Source organism: Klebsiella sp. Lac1, assembly GCF_009825425.1.
Taxonomy (GTDB): Bacteria; Pseudomonadota; Gammaproteobacteria; order Enterobacterales; family Enterobacteriaceae; genus Klebsiella; species Klebsiella electrica.
In genome coordinates, this window is sequence record NZ_VJZJ01000001.1 from 1,312,948 (window position 1) to 1,328,542 (window position 15,595).

A 15,595-nucleotide genomic window follows, 5' to 3' on the forward strand; every position below is an offset into this window, starting at 1 on the left:
TATTATTTATGCATATTTCAGCTTCGGTTATCGACACTATTGTGGAATGGATTAATGAGAATTTACATCGAAAGCTATCTATTGAAGAAATTTCAATTCATTCTGGCTATTCAAAATGGCATATCCAGAGGTTATTTTTTCATTACAAGGGAGAAAACCTGGCAAGTTATATCAGAAGAAGGAAAATGGAGCTTGCGGTTCTTCAGTTAACCCACACTGATGCCTGTATCTACGAAGTTGCCTTGGCTTGTGGGTATGATTCTCAGCAAACGTTTACCCGCGTATTTTCTCGTGCCTTTGGGCTATCGCCCGGTGCCTGGCGTAAAGAGAGAAGAAAACATATGGCAGACTGTTTGCGTCAGATTAGCACCCAACATTATTATTGATGTCGATACTATTAAATATAACAGGGTATTTAATCATGCCTACCTGGATGGTTGTAAGAAAATGCATTTTATACTCATTAAGTATAATTGGATGTGGATATATGGAATATGTTTTTGTTTTTAATCATTACTGGTAGATTTATTATTTTTGGGGGGGGTGTGTTTTAAATGTAATCTGGTTACTTCGAGCCGGTGAGGGATATGTCATGCCTGCTATCATTATGAAATATATACGTGCATTCGTCATAATTTATTTTTGTCTCTATCTGGGTTTATTTATAGCCCCGATATTACCAGTAGCTATTCCAGGAAGTATTCTGGGGTTGATTATTTTGTTCGTTCTTCTCTCATTTCAGATAATCCCTGAAAGGTGGGTTAATCCGGGATGTACTCTTCTTGTTCGTTATATGGCATTGTTATTTGTTCCGATTGGCGCAGGCGTTATACAGTATACGGGTTTACTGCGAGCACAGTTTGGTCTGATTTTTGTTTCCTGTCTGGGAAGCACCATCATCGTGATGGTTGTTGTGAGCTATACGTCGCATCTGGTGCATAATAAACATCATGCCAAAGAGAAGTCATGACTGATGTGTCGGGTATAATTAAATGTATCCTTAGCCAATGTTTTAATTTTCAGATAATGGTATAAAAATTATACTGTTAACAGGGTTTATCAGATAAATTCAATGACTAATCACTGGAGATGTTATGAATAATTCCAGGCCTGACATAAATCATCAACAAAAAATGGCTGATACAGAGCATTTTTTATGGTGTGCGCTTATAGCGCTGCATCTGTCGCGTATTGATGGAAAAACTCCCTCACCACTAATGGAGCATATTTTTCTGCAAAACTGGCTTGTTACCGCTAAAAAACAGAGACGTTTCCCTCAGACTGTTGCAAAAGACATTGACTACCTTATACAACTTAGCAGAGATCTGGGGCCATCAGCGAAGCTAGGTCAACGTTTAGACACGCTGTGGAAAACCAGTATTATCAGGCCACAGGAGGATTCTCCACTCTCACGATTGACACGAGTGATCCGGATACTTAAATGTCAGGGGTGGTCAGATATCACGCTGAAACAACGAAGCTGGACAGCTGTTAAGCATGTGGACATCAATACTGAAGCGCCGGCTATTTTTATCCTGGGAATTGATTTGGTTGAGTGTTTTTCAGATGCTGGCGATCTGACTAAATCAATGGATATCCTGTCAACGGGTGATGCGGACATATTATTCAATGCATTCAAAACCGAAGGTTTAACTATAAAAATACATTCAAAAAAACAGTCTTACTTTACCATCGAAAATTAATTCATCAAAAGCAGACTGTTCGCATCCCGACGCCAGCCAGTACGGGTTGATCTGCCACGTGAGTCTCAGATCTGCCTGATGGCGTTATGAATACAGCAGATGGAGCAGGCGTAAACTCCCCCGGATGCCCATCCCGCCCCCGATAGCGTCGTCGGGCTACGTTGCGAAGTGCGCCGCAATCTTTTTAATATGTCCCGTTCAGCAGTAACCCGCTTTCATTCCTTCTGGAGTCGGTGGAGCTTGCTTTACCGGGTAAATTTACACCGCCAGCTCTCTTTTTCTTCGCCTTATCACCACCGCCAGAACATACCCGTCCACCAGATGAGTTTCCCGGGCTTCCCCGCGTTCTTTTTTTGTGCGCATCCGGCATGACAACTCCTGAGCCCCCCGATGTCGTTCGGTAAAAAAAGACCCGGCAGACTAGCGGTATAGAACTTTAACTCCCGCAGTTCCGTTCGGAAAACCGAACATGTTATCCGTGTTTTTCCGGTTAACCGGAATGTCTGACACCGAAAATTTAATCTAATCGTTATTTATCAATGGGTTAATTATTATTAAATAGTGGCACGCGCAATGCAATATCACTGGTGCGATGAACGTTTCATTCATCAATAGACAATGATTTAATTTGGAGAGTTGAATATGACTGTGTTGCAGAACTCCATCCTGAAAGGGGTCGAATTATTAAAAAATCCAGGCCTGAATAAAGGCACGGCTTTCACCCAATCAGAACGTCGTACCTGTGGTTTAGAAGGGCTGTTGCCATCAAATGTTGAAACGCTGGATTTGCAGGTCAGACGCGCATTGTTAAACGTGGAGAAAAAAGCAAACGATCTTGAGCGCTACAGTTATTTGCAGGATCTGGAAGAACGTAATGAGGTGGTGTTTTATAAAACGATTATGTCGGATCCGAAACGCTTTATCCCTGTTCTTTATGATCCGGTGGTTGCGGATGCCTGTCTGGAATTCGGCCACATTTATCGCCGCCCCCGCGGAATGTACATTACTCACCATATGCAGGGGCGTATCGCGGAAGTATTGCGCAACTGGCCTGTAAAAGATGTGCGCTTTATCTGCGTCACTACCGGTGGGCGTATTCTAGGGCTGGGCGATATCGGCGCCAACGGTATGGGCATTCCTATTGGCAAACTCCAGCTTTACACCGCTTGCGCAGGTGTCCCGCCGGAATGCCTGTTGCCTGTGCTGTTCGACATCGGCACCACGAACAAGGCACTGCTGAACGATCCGATGTATCTCGGCTTGCATGAGGAGCCGATCAGCACGAGTAAGCTGGATGAACTGACCGCAGAGTTTGTCGAGGCGGTACAGGAAGTCTTCCCGGAATGCTGCATTCATTTTGAAGACTGGAAGGGCACTGATGCTATTCGCTATCTCGACCGCTATAAAGATGAGGTGCTCTGCTACAACGATGATATTCAGGGAACAGCGAGCATCGCGCTGGCTGGTATTTCCGCAGCACTGAATATCACCGGCGGCAAGCTGGTCGATCAGCGCGTTTTGTTCCTCGGCGCGGGGTCAGCCGGGCTGGGCATCGCCAAACTGATTGTCAAAGAGATGGCAACAGAGGGGTTGAGCGAGGAAGAAGCCGTTAAGCGCATCCGCTTAATGGATATCAATGGGCTCATCAACCAGAAACGTGAGGATCTCAGCCCTGCGCAGTTGCGCTATGCGCATGATGAGCCTGCAACTAACGACCTGGTTGAAATGATTGAACGCTTCAAACCCACCATTTTGTTTGGTGTCAGCACTCAGGCTGGCGCATTTACCCAACAGGTGGTGGAGGCCATGAGCCGTCTTAACGGCCGTCCCATTATTTTTGCTCTCTCCAATCCGACCAGTAAAGTTGAATGTACCGCAGAGCAGGCATACCGGTGGTCGCAAGGAAAAGCCCTGTTTGCTGCCGGCGTACAATTTCCAGAGTTCAGTCTCAAGGGCAAAACATTCCATCCGGGCCAGGCAAACAATTTCTACATCTATCCAGCAATTGGTCTGGCAACCTATGCCGCCCGCCCCAAACGTCTGACCGACGAGTGTTTTATTGTGGCGGCCCATGCCACTGCAGATCAGATAAGCCCCGAAATGCGGGAAAAAGGGATGCTCTATCCAGGTCAGGACGACATCCTCGCCACCGAGGTGAAAACCGCAGTCCGTGTGGCCGAATATCTGTTTGATGCAGGACTGGCTCAGGTACAACGTCCCGATAATATCCCGCAATGGATAGCGTCTCTGCTCTACAAACCAGAATACTAACTTTTATCACGATATTTCCCCGGAGTTGGCAAACTCCGGGGCTTCGCGTTACGAGGATGGATCATGCAATATATAATGACTCTTTTTCATCAATATCCTGAAGTGGCCGTCTATCTGACGATGGCTCTTGGATTCTGGTTTGGGGCACTGAAGTTCGGGAAATTCAGTCTGGGTGTGGTCACCAGCACGCTGATTGCCGGTTTGCTCATTGGACAGTTTCATATCACCATCCCGACCGTCATGCAGGCGATGTTTTTTGACATGTTTTTGTTCGCTGTGGGTTATTCTGTGGGGCCGCAGTTCATTCGCGCGATTCGCAGCGATGGCCTGCCGCAGGTGATTTTTACGGTTATCGTCTGCCTGTCAGGGCTGGGTACTGCCATTCTGATTGGTAAAGGTCTGCATTATGGCGGACCGATGACGGCGGGATTGCTGGCCGGCGGATATACCAACTCAACGGTACTGGGAGTGGCTTCAAGTCTGGTTCATCAGGACAAAGATGTGAATAGCGCTGCCATTGCGCTGATCCCGGTGGCGTATGCCGTAACCTATCCATTCGGTACTGCCGGTTCAGCCTGGTTTCTCTCATCTTTTGCCCCAAAACTGCTGGGTATTAATCTGGTTGAGGCTTGCAAAGATTATGAGAAGCAGCATGGCACGACAAAAATCAGAAACTCCGCGTATCGGGCCTATACCACCCGTAGCTATAAGCTGACCAACCAGAAGCTGTGGCACAAATCAGTCAATGAGGTGGAAGCAGACTTTGGGCATGAGTTTACCATTCGACGTATGCGCCCTGATGACAAGACAAAAGCCGTTGAATGCGATGCCGCGACAAGCCTGCTGCCGAACGCGATTATCTCTATCAGCGGTCCACTGGCGACTATCGTGAAATATCAGGCAGACTTCGGGCTGGAAATCAAAGATGAAAACCTGCTTGATTATGCCATTGAAGAACTTGATATCGTGGTTCTTGAAAAAAACTACCTTGGCAAAAAACTGGGCGACCTGATCGCTGAATGCTTCGGTACTCCCGGACACGGTCTGTTTTTAACCGGACTGACTCGCGCAGATGTCCGCGCAGAACCCAATATGTCCCTGTCGCTGCAGCGAGGAGATGTACTCAGTGTTCGGGGGCCGAATAAAGACGTCGACAAGCTGGCAGCAAAACTGGGCTATGCCGATCGGCCAAACGAAAACTCTGACATGGCATTTATGAGTTTCGGGATCGTCGTGGGTTGCATTCTGGGCGCCATCACGTTGCACATTCACGGCATCCCGCTCAGTTTAGGAACCTCAGTTGGCGCCATCGTCGCAGGGATTGTATGCGGCTATTTGCGGGCAACGCGACGCACATTTGGTCGTATACCCGGTCCGGCAATCTGGGTATTTAATAATTTGGGCTTAAACGGTTTTATTGCCATTATTGGACTCAATGCCGCCTCCAGCTTCATTGCGGGTCTGCAGAATTACGGTCTGGCGCTCTTTATCAGCGGGATTATTGTCACACTGGTGCCGCTTATTGTTGGCGTGCTACTGGGGAAATACGTCTTCAAATTCCATCCAGGCATTCTGTTTGGCGTTTGTGCTGGCGCCCGCTCCACGACGGCAGCCCTGGGGGCGCTGGAGTCGGCCGCCCAGAGCCACGTGCCTGCTATCGGTTACACTATTGGCTACGCGGTATCACGGCTGGTGATGGCAATCCTGACCATTTTACTGTTAAACGTTTTTTAATCGCCATCCAGTTCTCACGGCCGGGAATACCGTGGGAACTGGATTGAAAACAGCAGGGTGGACAGGCATAATTTCGTCCCGGGCCAGGACCGACCTCCGCACTGAGCGCGCAAAATATGAAAATCTCTTCCCTGGCAGCCAGCGGTAAGCAATGGCTGCTAAACAAAAAAAATCAACTACTGTGGTTTTTGCTGGCGCTCGCACTGGGTGGCATACTGTGGTTTAGTTATTACTCTTTCCGTGTCGATTTCAGGTCACAGACAGATATATTAAACGCTCATCTCTACCAGCAGGGACAAGAACTGACTTTTGATATCAGCCGCTATGAATTTATTCCGCTTTCGCTCTCATTTGATAATAGTATTACTGAAAGCTTAAAAGATACCGCGGGCAGTCGCGCATCCGAAGATATTAACTCGCGCTTAAAAATTCTGCAGAGCAGAATTGGCGCTCAGGCGATATTTGTCGTAAATAATCAGGGAAACATCGTTTTTTCAAGTGATGCACAAGCGCCGGACAGCCTGATTGGGCACAATGTAAAATATCGACCTTATTTTCAGCGAGTGAAAGCGGGTATCACCGATCACTATTTTGCTGTCGGCACGACACATGATATCCCTGGATATTATCAGTCCAATGGCTATTTCTCAGGCAAGGAAAAACTGGGGGTTGTAGTCGTTAAGGTCGATATTAACGATTTGCTTAAAAACGTACAGCCCGGGCAGGAAAATATCCTCCTCGACCAGGCTGGCGTCATCGTCAGCACTCAGCATTCAGCCTGGCTGTACCATTCCCTGACACCATTACCTGCGCCAACACTGAGAGAAGCGAACAAAGAACATAAATATCTGTCCACCAACATTCCTTCGCTGAGTTTTAAAAGAATACGCGCGATCAATGCCCGGACTGATGAAGTTTTTATCGACGGCACCCGATATATCATGGTCAGGCAGTATCTCCCTAAGATCGACATGACACTGGCCACACTTTCACCCGTCAGTTTGCTTTATAAGAATATTGCCGTGCGCATCGCGCTCGGAACCGCAGTGCTGATTTTTATCGTGATTTCAGTCTTTATTCTTGCCCAGCGGAATCAAATAATTCACCTGAGGCTGAAAAACCAGCAGGCGCTCAGAGAGGCGTATAATTGCCTTGAAGAACTGGTGAGACAAAGAACGCAGGAGCTGGAAGCACAACGTTATGAGCTTGAAGTGGCGCTTCGCCAGCGAATAGCCTCTGAAGAGGCGCTTTTAAATATGCAGAAAGAACTGGTTCGTAGCGAGAAGCTGGCTGTCATTGGTCAGCTTTCGGCTGGCCTTGCTCACGAGATTAATCAGCCTCTCTCGGCAATAGGTATCATGGCGGCCAATGCCGTGCGGTTTCTGGCGATTGGTGAATATGATGAAGCGAAAGCTAACCTGGAACGCATCAGCCGACTGGTGGATTTTATCGGTCGAATAAGCAATCAGTTACGTTCATTTTCCCGCAATACCGATGACGCTATTCAGCGTGTCCTGGTGGCCGGCAGCATTGATAATGCCATGCTTCTGCTGGGCCACCGGTTTAAGGAGCATGCAAGTCAGTTTGTGCGCCACCCCCCTTCGCGTAACCTGTACTGCCTCTGTAATGGCGTTCGTCTGGAACAGGTGCTGGTTAATATCATCAGTAACGCTCTCGACGCGATTAAGGAACAACACAGTGAACGCCGCGTCAGTGTGCAATGGTATCAGCAGGGGAATGATGTCGTGATTGCTATCGCAGATAACGGTCCGGGGATCCCTGTCAGCATCATTGAACACATTTTTGAACCCTTTTTCACGACCAAAAAAAATCGCGGACTGGGACTGGGGCTGGCGATATCAGCCGATATTATCCGTTCCTATGGGGGATCCATCAGCGTGGAAAGCCAGGAATCAGGAGCAAAATTCACCCTCCGTTTGCCCGCCGCACCCGAGATCAAGCCGGAGAATAAGCATGACTGAGTTTGACGTGTTACTGATTGAAGATGATCTGGATGTTCAGCTTGGCTGCGTACAGGCGCTGAAGCTTGATAAAATTAAAGCTATCGGAGTGAGTTCAGTGGAAGAGGCCCAGCATCTTCTTCCTGCTCTGCGTCAGCATGGCATCGTGGTCACGGATATGAAGCTCCCTGGCATGAGTGGACTGGCCTTTCAAAAAACGCTCAATGAGCAGGACCCCGATCTACCGGTCATTATTATTACCGGCCATGGCGACGTCGCAACGGCGGTGGAGGCCATGCACAACGGCGCTTACGACTTTTTATCAAAACCCTTTACCCCGCAACAGCTCACGAATGTTGTGCGGCGGGCTCTGGATAAGCGGCGTTTACTGCAGGAAGTTTATTCGTTAAAGCGTCGCCTTGCTGATGTCAGTGCGCTGGAAACCCGGCTGGTGGGGAATTCGGCGGCGATAATGGAGGTCCGCGAGATAATCAAAGACATTGCTGTCACGCCCGCCAATGTCATGATCTATGGTGAAACGGGCACTGGTAAAGAACTGGTGGCCCGCTGCATACATGAGCTCAGTGGTCGCAGCGGGCCATTCGTCGCGATTAACTGTGGCGGGCTTCCGGAAACGCTGTTCGACAGCGAAATTTTCGGCCATGAGTCTGGCGCATTCTCAGGTGCGCTGAAGCAACGCATCGGTAAACTGGAATATGCGAATAAGGGCACTCTCTTCCTCGATGAAATCGAGAGTATGACACTGCCGATGCAAATCAAACTCCTGCGTGTACTGCAGGAGCGGAAGCTGGAACGACTGGGCTCAAACACCCTAATCCCCATTGATATTCGGGTTATTTCTGCCACAAAAGCTAATTTGCTCGAGCTGGCAGAGCAGGGGCAGTTTCGCGCTGATTTACATTTTCGACTGGATGTGGTCAATCTCAAATTACCGCCTTTACGTGAACGTGTGGAGGATATTCCACTGTTGTTCAACCTGTTTGTGAACCAGTCGTCGGTCAGTTTCGATCGCTCTGCGCCGGTGATTAAAGAGGCAAAACTTCATCAGTTGATGGCCTGGCGCTGGCCTGGGAACGTAAGGGAGCTGCGCAATGAAGCGGAGCGATTCGTTCTGGGCATCAAGAGTACCATCACCATGGGCGATATCTCTTCGGATCTCTCTTCCTTATCGCTGACGCAAACCGTTGAGCACTTTGAGAGAGGGTTGATTGCCACTGAGCTGGCGCGCTATGAAGGTAGTCTGTCTCGTGCAGCAGAGTCACTACAGGTAGCCAAAAGTACGCTGTCGGATAAGATAAAGAAATATGGGCTGAAATTTTGAACAAACCGCGGAGAATCATAAAAAAGCCCGCTACGCTTGCTGACAAGCCATCATCAACCTGAAAACTGTCGTCGTGTGAGACTCCGCTCTCCCTTGATTCGTTCAGCAGACCTGACCACGCAAAGCCAGAGGAACGGAAGAGGGCACCGCCTTGACAGTCATTACGCCTCGTCAGGAGCAATGCTGAATATCGCCTGGGGGCCAGAAGCGGGCATTAAGCGCCTTACTCGGTATCCAGCCTGTGCCTCACTCAGGGATCTGCCGCTCTTCGACCGGCAAAATAGTGCGCGGGCGTGCTGCCCATTGTTTTTCTGAACATGGTGATAAAAGCGTTTACCGACTCATACCCCAGATTAGCCGCGACGTTTTGCACCGATACCCCGCTTGCCAGCTCCCGAAGGGCAATAATCAAATGCAGTTGCTGACGCCATCGTCCGAAGGTCAACCCGGTTTCGCGCAGCATCAGGCGTGCTAATGAACGCTCGCTGAGCGCCAGCCGTTTCGCCCAGACTTTAAACGTGCTTCGATCCTCCGGGTGGCTAACCAGCGCATCAGCCATGGCGCGGATCTTCGGGTGCGCCGAAACCGGCAGACTCAATTTCTGCTGCGGCATGGTGGCCAGTTCATCGAGCGTCACTCTGGTCAGCCTGCCGACATGGCTCTGCGCCGGGTAATCAACGTCCTCATGCGTCAAGCGATCAACTAACTCTTTAATCAGCGGAGAAATCGCCAGCGTGCAGCATTTCTCCGGCAGCGCGGCGGCGCCGGGTTCAATAAACAAATAGTTGAGATGCGCATTCCAGGTCGCTTTAGCACTATGGGGGATCCCGCCGGGGATCCACACCGCGCAATCTGGCGGTACTATCCAGATATCGTTTTCCGCGCGACAAATCACCGCCCCATAGCGGGCCACGATCAGTTGTCCCTTACGGTGCGTATGCACCGGCACTTCTGCTGCATAATCAACGAAATCAATATGCCGCGCGACGGCCGGGCCCGGCGTGCTGTCGGGATCAAACAGGGTATGGGCAAGTCTGGATGACATCTTATTGGCAACATTTAGGTATTTTTTGACAGAATAGAGTATTTAAGGACAAGCGCAAAGCGGGAATAATTCCCGGCATGAGCAAATTAACTCCCCATCACCGCCGCGTTTTGCAGGCGATAAGCCGTTGGTCAGGCCGCATGGCCTCTCCCGCGCTACTGAGCGACGCCCATGCGCTACTCTATTCCGTCAGGAGTTTTGTCGCAGCGATGCTCGCGTATTACATTGCCCTGGCGATTGGCCTTGAACGGCCTTCATGGGCCATCATTACCGTCTATATCGTTTCGCAAACGTCGGTGGGCGCGTCTTTGAGCAGGTGCCTGTATCGCCTGGCAGGAACCGTGACCGGCGCGGGGGCCACGGTGTTGATTGTGCCCATGTTTGTGAATACGCCGATTTTATGCAGCGTGATTCTGGCAGGCTGGATCTCCTTCTGCCTCTGTTTATCCCTGCTTGAACGCACGCCCCGCGCCTATGCCTTTGTGCTGGCCGGTTACACCGCAAGTCTGATTGGTTTTCCCGCCGTCTCAGACCCTGGCACGGTATTTAACATTGCCATCATTCGGGTACAGGAGATAACGATAGGCATCGTCTGCGCCGCGCTGATTCACCGATACATTTTGCCTGTCCGGATATCCGGGCTGTTCAACAGCAAATTAGCGCAGACGCTGCAGGCCGCGCGTCAACGGATTGCCGACACCCTGGCAGGCAGGTCCGACGCGCAGTCAGAGCCTCTGCATCTGGCGCTGGCGCTCCAGTTCCTGCAGGGCATCAGCCACCACATCCCGTATGATTTTGCCCTTTCAGTGCCGGTCCGTCAGGCCAGGAAAGCGCTCCATGACAGGCTGGCGCGGTTAGTTATTGTCAACGGTGAATTACGCGATCGTTTACAGGCGATCGCGGAGATGCCCGCCGATATGCAGAGGCTGCTGGATGAAGTTCAGGCCTGGCTGAGCTGCGACGATACCGGGAAACGCAAAAACGCAGCAGCTACGCTACAACAACGCAGCGCGCAGTTAGCACAGCGGCACGCTGCGCAGGCGCTGACGTTCGAGGATGCGCTGCGGGTGAATTTCTTACGCTACGTCGCTGAGTTGCTTACCCTCCTGCAACAGTGTGAGCGCCTTTCGGATGCCATCCATCACGGCAAAACTTCGCCAATGCCGGCGGAAGATCATGCAGTGAAAGGGTATGTTTTCCATCGCGATCCCCTCAGTGCCGCCCGAACGGCGCTGGGCGCTTTTGTCATCATCCTGGGCGGCTGTTTGCTCTGGATTTACTCCGCCTGGCCCGATGGCGGCACGGCGGTGTCGATTCTTGGGGTGTGCTGCACGCTGTTTGGCAGTTTCGATACGCCGGCCCCGCATCTTGTCAAATACATTATCGGCTCCGTCTGGGGCGTGTTGATAAGCCTTATCTATAGCTTCGCTCTGCTTCCCCCGCTCAGCGATTTCCCGGTGCTGGTGGCGGTGCTTGCCCCAGTCTATCTGCTTGCCGGATCGCTGCAGGCGCGACCGCCCACGACCTTTATGGCGATGGGCATCACCCTGACGCTGCCTGTGCTATGCGAGCTGGGGGCACACTACAGCGGCGACTTCGCCGCTGCGGCCAACACCGCTATCGCGCTGTTTTTTGCGACCGGCTTTGCGGTTATCGGCATGAGTCTGCTGCAAACCGTACAGGCGGACGCGGCGATAAACCGTCTGCTAAAACTTTGCCAACGCGATATTCGCCGCAGCGTGAACGGTGTGTTTAAAGGTGATGAAACGCACTGGACCAATCTGATGATCGATCGGGCCGCTCTGTTGCTGCCACGCTTGCCGCGCAGCGGGCCGTCATCCGCACGGGCGCTTGCACGCCTGGTCCATTTTCTGCGCATTGGCCTCTGCGTGATGCGCCTGCGCCGTTGCGATACGCCCGCAGGCAGCGATATCAACGAGGTGCTTTCTCATCTGACCCGCACAACGCACACCGACGCCTTACGCGAGCGTATTGCCGCAATGGCCAGCCTCTGCCTGCCCGCGACAGATGAACAATCATGCCAGTTTGTCGACAGACTGGTGGATCTGCACTGCGCATTACGGACGCAGAACAAGGAGCCCAGCCATGATAAATGACATCAATATCGGGGGTGTTTTTATCCCCGGACTGCTACTGACCGCGTTCCTTGCTGTGGTCTGTACGCTGTTACTCGTGCCGCTTTTTTCTTGCAGCAGGCTTTACCGGCGTTTGCCTTTGCGCCCGTTGCTTGATGTCTCAACCTATATCGTGACCTTTTTCCTGCTTTTGCAGGGCCTGACCACTCTGGGGTTATTCGCATGAAATCTTTACTCTCTTTACTGGGTCGTTACGCGCTGACGTTAATCGCTGTGGCGGTGGCGATTTTCGTGGCGTTTATTTTCTGGAAACAGTATGCGCAGACGCCCTGGACGCGCGATGGAAGGGTCAGGGCCGATGTGGTGCAGATTGCGCCGGATGTTTCCGGGCCGGTGAGCCGCGTGGCGGTCCGCGATAATCAATGGGTTAACCAGGGCGATGTGCTTTATGCTATCGACCCGCGCTGGCTGAAGCTGGCGGTGCTCAGCGCGCAGGCCGACGTTGAAGCAAAACGTCATGAGATGCTGATGCGCCAGGATGCGGCCAGGCGACGCGCGCTCATCAAAGGGGCCATTTCCGGCGAGGACATCCAGCAAACGGGCAGCGCAGCGCGCGTCGCGGCGGCCAATTATCAGGGGGCGCTGGCTGCGCTGGAACTGGCGCAGCTTAATTTATCTCATGCTACCGTGCGCGCACCGGTTGCTGGCTACGTCACGCATCTTCGGCTGCGTCCAGGCGACTACGCCACTGCGGGAGAGACCAGGGTCGCCGTTGTCGATGCGCACAGTTTCTGGGTGGTGAGCTATTTTGAGGAGACCAAACTGCGTCATATTCGTATCGGGAACGCCGCACAAATTTCGCTGATGGGGTTTGACCCGCTCATCACGGGGCATGTGGAGAGTATCGGTCGGGGGATCGATGATAGCAATGATCAGACGGGTGGGCTCGGGCTGCCGGATGTCAATCCCACCTTCAGTTGGGTGCGACTTGCGCAGCGAGTCCCTGTCCGTATCCAGTTAGATAAGATACCGCAAGGGATTGAACTGGTGGCGGGATTATCCGCCAGCGTTTCCATTATGCCTTAAACGTTTTAACCGTCCTGCCGACGGACATCGCCGAAGACCGGTTTGTGTGACTCAGGCAGCGATAAATATGGTGTGGCAAGCTGCTCGCAGATTGCCTGAATATGGATGAGCGCCGACCTGATCCCGCGGGAGCAACGCTCAAAAATACGACATGCGCAGAGCAAACGTTACGCCAGAGTGTCTGGGGCGGCCTGGAGAGCGGAACATATCCAACGCCAGGCAAATGTTATCTCCGACGCGCTCGTTACTCAGCCAGATATCCGCCATCAACAGGATAAACACCGCCGGTACAGAACCCTGATTTTTCTGACAATAAAAACAGGATAAAATCAGCCACTTCGGTCATGGTAGCCATTCTTTTCATGGGATGGCTGTTTGCAAACGCACTGATAATATTTTCAGGAAGTTCATTGATTCGCGGCGTACTGACATAACCCGGCGCAACCGCGTTAACCCGCACACCTTGACAGGCAAATTCCAGCGCCGCGCTTCTGGTTAAACCAATTATGCCATGCTTTGCCGTCGTGTAAGGGGCCAGACCGGGGATACCTGCTAACCCATTTACTGCCGACAAATTCACTATTGAACCGCCTCCTGATTTTAATATTTCTGGTATTTCGTATTTCATACAGTAAAAGACGCTACTCAGTGTGTTTGATATGACGTTATTCCAGTTGTCTACTGTCTGCTCTGTTATTGTTTTATTATGTTCACCGGTGGTGCCTGCATTATTTACGGCATAATCAAGCCTGCCGAAATGATCTACGGCATGATTAATCATGCTGCTGACTTGTTCAGGGTCTGCAACATCACATTCTATGCCGATCGCCGTTTTTTCATCGGGTGATAACGATCTGGCTTTTTGTCTGGCCTCATGTAATGACCGGGATACAATGATGACTCTGGCGCCATATCGGTGTAATTGTCCTGCGACCTCTTCGCCAATACCCGTGGTACTTCCCGTGATTAATGCAACTTTGTTATGAAAGTTCATACGCTCTCCTGTCATCATCCTGGTGTCTTTTCTACAGGAGCGTACACGATCGTTGCGACAATTTTTGTCAGTACTCACTGTCCAGGCTGATACCTTCCGCATCTCGCCATCTTTTCAACAAGATAGCTCTGCTCTCCGGGTAAGTGGTGCTCAGTACAGTGATTTTCTTTATTCTGTCGGTTCTGAAATGACGAAAATCGTTTCTCATCTCGCACCATCCTGCAAGTAGCCAGCAGGACTCCATATATACCAGCGCGACTGGCCAGATTACACGGGATGATACGGTATTATTTTTATCGGAGTAGGTTATAGTGATTTTTTTTCTTTCATTAATTGCGTGGTGTATATCACCAAAGCCGTAACATTCTCTTTCAGTCGGACCTGTCAGATATGACTGATATTCAATGTGTTCCTGTAATCTATCAGGAATAACTGCGCGTATTTTGGCAATGGCTTTTTTTGCATTTTTTTTAAAGTCCGCGTCCGTGTTGTGACACACCCAGTTAAGACCCAGTGTCAGAGCATTCAGCTCCTGCGCGGTGAATACCAGCGGCGGTAAATGATAATCAGAATTAATAATATATCCAATCCCGGCACTCCCCTCAATACATACTCCCTGGTGCTGGAGCGTTTTTATATCCCTGTAAACGGTGCGCACGCTTATCTTTAAGTTTGCAGAAAGCGTCAGTGCAGTGACCGGATAGCGGTGAGCCCGTAATATCTGGAGTAATTCAAGAAGCCTTTGTGTTCGGGTCATATCTGTTGCGCCTCCCTTATCCTGATGACCATGTGTCGGGGTGTCTTACATTCGCGCGCGACCGCGCTTACGCAGTTTCTGGCGTTTAGTTGTTCAGGGCGTGATGCGGTTCACGCCGCCCTGCGCCAGACAGTGTACACGAATATCGGATACCTTCTGGTCGTCCCATCTGGAAATCAGCGTCAGTAAAGCAGGAAAATCGCCAGCGCGTTTGCGTCGCCTACATCGTCAACACAATTTTTTCGGTGTTCAGACCGTCTTCCATACGCTGGTGAGCTTTACTGGCGTCTGCGAGCGGGAATACGCTGTCAATGACCGGGCTCAGCCCGTTATTGCCGAAGCGGGTTAACCAGCACTCTTTAAAGCGACGGTACAGCACTCGCTCCAGCGGGATCCAAGGCCGCGACGTAAGTGGGCCGGTAGTTCACTGGAATGATTCAGGGCAATAAGACAGGCGATGGTCATCAGGCTACGGTCGCGCGGCGCCAGATCCAAGTCCGTCCGGACATCGGAATACAGCGGTTGCTCAACAAAGTCAGAGAGTTTGGGAGTAAAGGCGCGGGCAGCTTCATGCGGACGCGTAAAATCAACAGGTTTCATCGTCAG

At 51.0% G+C, this 15,595-nt stretch carries 15 protein-coding genes; 10 read left to right on the forward strand and 5 right to left on the reverse strand.

Features of this window, described 5'->3' with window-relative positions; genetic code table 11:
• The first annotated feature begins 8 nt into the window (after positions 1 to 8).
• From FNY10_RS06260 to FNY10_RS06290, 7 genes are all read left to right on the forward strand, one after another.
• The gene (locus tag FNY10_RS06260) at positions 9 to 386 is read left to right on the forward strand and encodes a helix-turn-helix domain-containing protein (RefSeq protein ID WP_131050083.1); all 378 of its coding nucleotides are present in this window, start codon (positions 9 to 11) and stop codon (positions 384 to 386) included.
• A 206-nt stretch (positions 387 to 592) separates the two neighbouring features.
• A complete protein-coding gene (locus FNY10_RS06265; RefSeq protein ID WP_160703609.1) occupies positions 593 to 970 on the forward strand; it encodes a CidA/LrgA family protein in 378 nt (125 codons plus the stop codon).
• A 124-nt stretch (positions 971 to 1,094) separates the two neighbouring features.
• Positions 1,095 to 1,703, forward strand: coding sequence for a DUF2913 family protein (locus FNY10_RS06270; protein WP_160703608.1), 609 nt, complete (start codon positions 1,095 to 1,097; stop codon positions 1,701 to 1,703).
• Positions 1,704 to 2,345: 642 nt separating this feature from the next.
• Positions 2,346 to 3,974, forward strand: a complete 1,629-nt coding sequence (locus FNY10_RS06275) for an NAD-dependent malic enzyme (protein WP_160703607.1) — start codon at positions 2,346 to 2,348, stop codon at positions 3,972 to 3,974.
• A 63-nt stretch (positions 3,975 to 4,037) separates the two neighbouring features.
• On the forward strand, positions 4,038 to 5,708 hold the full coding sequence (locus FNY10_RS06280) for an aspartate-alanine antiporter (protein ID WP_160703606.1): 1,671 nt from the start codon (positions 4,038 to 4,040) through the stop codon (positions 5,706 to 5,708).
• Positions 5,709 to 5,824: 116 nt separating this feature from the next.
• Entirely contained in the window at positions 5,825 to 7,690 is a 1,866-nt protein-coding gene (locus tag FNY10_RS06285; protein WP_160703605.1) for an ATP-binding protein, read from the forward strand.
• Positions 7,683 to 9,011: a sigma-54-dependent transcriptional regulator gene (locus FNY10_RS06290; RefSeq protein WP_131050089.1), complete on the forward strand. Its 1,329-nt coding sequence runs from the start codon at positions 7,683 to 7,685 to the stop codon at positions 9,009 to 9,011. Before FNY10_RS06285 ends, FNY10_RS06290 begins: the two co-directional genes overlap by 8 nt.
• 250 nt (positions 9,012 to 9,261) lie before the next feature.
• On the opposite strand, the gene FNY10_RS06295 is transcribed toward FNY10_RS06290, so the two are convergent.
• Entirely contained in the window at positions 9,262 to 10,056 is a 795-nt protein-coding gene (locus tag FNY10_RS06295) for an AraC family transcriptional regulator (protein WP_100686031.1), read from the reverse strand.
• Between the two features lie 77 nt (positions 10,057 to 10,133).
• On the opposite strand from FNY10_RS06295, the gene FNY10_RS06300 reads away from it, so the two are divergent.
• Genes FNY10_RS06300 through FNY10_RS06310 form a run of 3 tightly spaced genes read left to right on the forward strand, consistent with a single transcriptional unit; the run spans position 10,134 to position 13,238 of the window.
• Positions 10,134 to 12,173 carry an FUSC family protein gene (locus FNY10_RS06300; RefSeq protein WP_160703604.1) on the forward strand — a complete coding sequence of 680 codons (2,040 nt, stop codon included), beginning with the start codon at positions 10,134 to 10,136 and terminating at the stop codon, positions 12,171 to 12,173.
• Positions 12,163 to 12,378, forward strand: coding sequence for a DUF1656 domain-containing protein (locus FNY10_RS06305; protein ID WP_100686033.1), 216 nt, complete (start codon positions 12,163 to 12,165; stop codon positions 12,376 to 12,378). The genes FNY10_RS06300 and FNY10_RS06305 overlap by 11 nt, the downstream gene beginning before the upstream one ends.
• Positions 12,375 to 13,238 (forward strand): HlyD family secretion protein, encoded by an 864-nt coding sequence (locus tag FNY10_RS06310; RefSeq protein WP_160703603.1) that lies wholly within the window; start codon positions 12,375 to 12,377, stop codon positions 13,236 to 13,238. Before FNY10_RS06305 ends, FNY10_RS06310 begins: the two co-directional genes overlap by 4 nt.
• A 244-nt stretch (positions 13,239 to 13,482) precedes the next feature.
• On the opposite strand, the gene FNY10_RS06315 is transcribed toward FNY10_RS06310, so the two are convergent.
• The 4 genes from FNY10_RS06315 to FNY10_RS06330 all read right to left on the reverse strand — a co-directional run bounded on the left by FNY10_RS06315 (position 13,483) and on the right by FNY10_RS06330 (position 15,589).
• Positions 13,483 to 14,232, reverse strand: a complete 750-nt coding sequence (locus FNY10_RS06315) for an SDR family NAD(P)-dependent oxidoreductase (RefSeq protein ID WP_131050092.1) — start codon at positions 14,230 to 14,232, stop codon at positions 13,483 to 13,485.
• A 67-nt stretch (positions 14,233 to 14,299) separates the two neighbouring features.
• Positions 14,300 to 14,989 carry a helix-turn-helix transcriptional regulator gene (locus FNY10_RS06320; protein WP_131050093.1) on the reverse strand — a complete coding sequence of 230 codons (690 nt, stop codon included), beginning with the start codon at positions 14,987 to 14,989 and terminating at the stop codon, positions 14,300 to 14,302.
• 220 nt (positions 14,990 to 15,209) lie between these two features.
• Positions 15,210 to 15,368 (reverse strand): zinc-binding dehydrogenase, encoded by a 159-nt coding sequence (locus FNY10_RS06325; RefSeq protein ID WP_224742478.1) that lies wholly within the window; start codon positions 15,366 to 15,368, stop codon positions 15,210 to 15,212.
• Positions 15,335 to 15,589 (reverse strand): carboxymuconolactone decarboxylase family protein, encoded by a 255-nt coding sequence (locus FNY10_RS06330; protein WP_227699349.1) that lies wholly within the window; start codon positions 15,587 to 15,589, stop codon positions 15,335 to 15,337. Before FNY10_RS06330 ends, FNY10_RS06325 begins: the two co-directional genes overlap by 34 nt.
• Between the last annotated feature and the right edge of the window lie 6 nt (positions 15,590 to 15,595).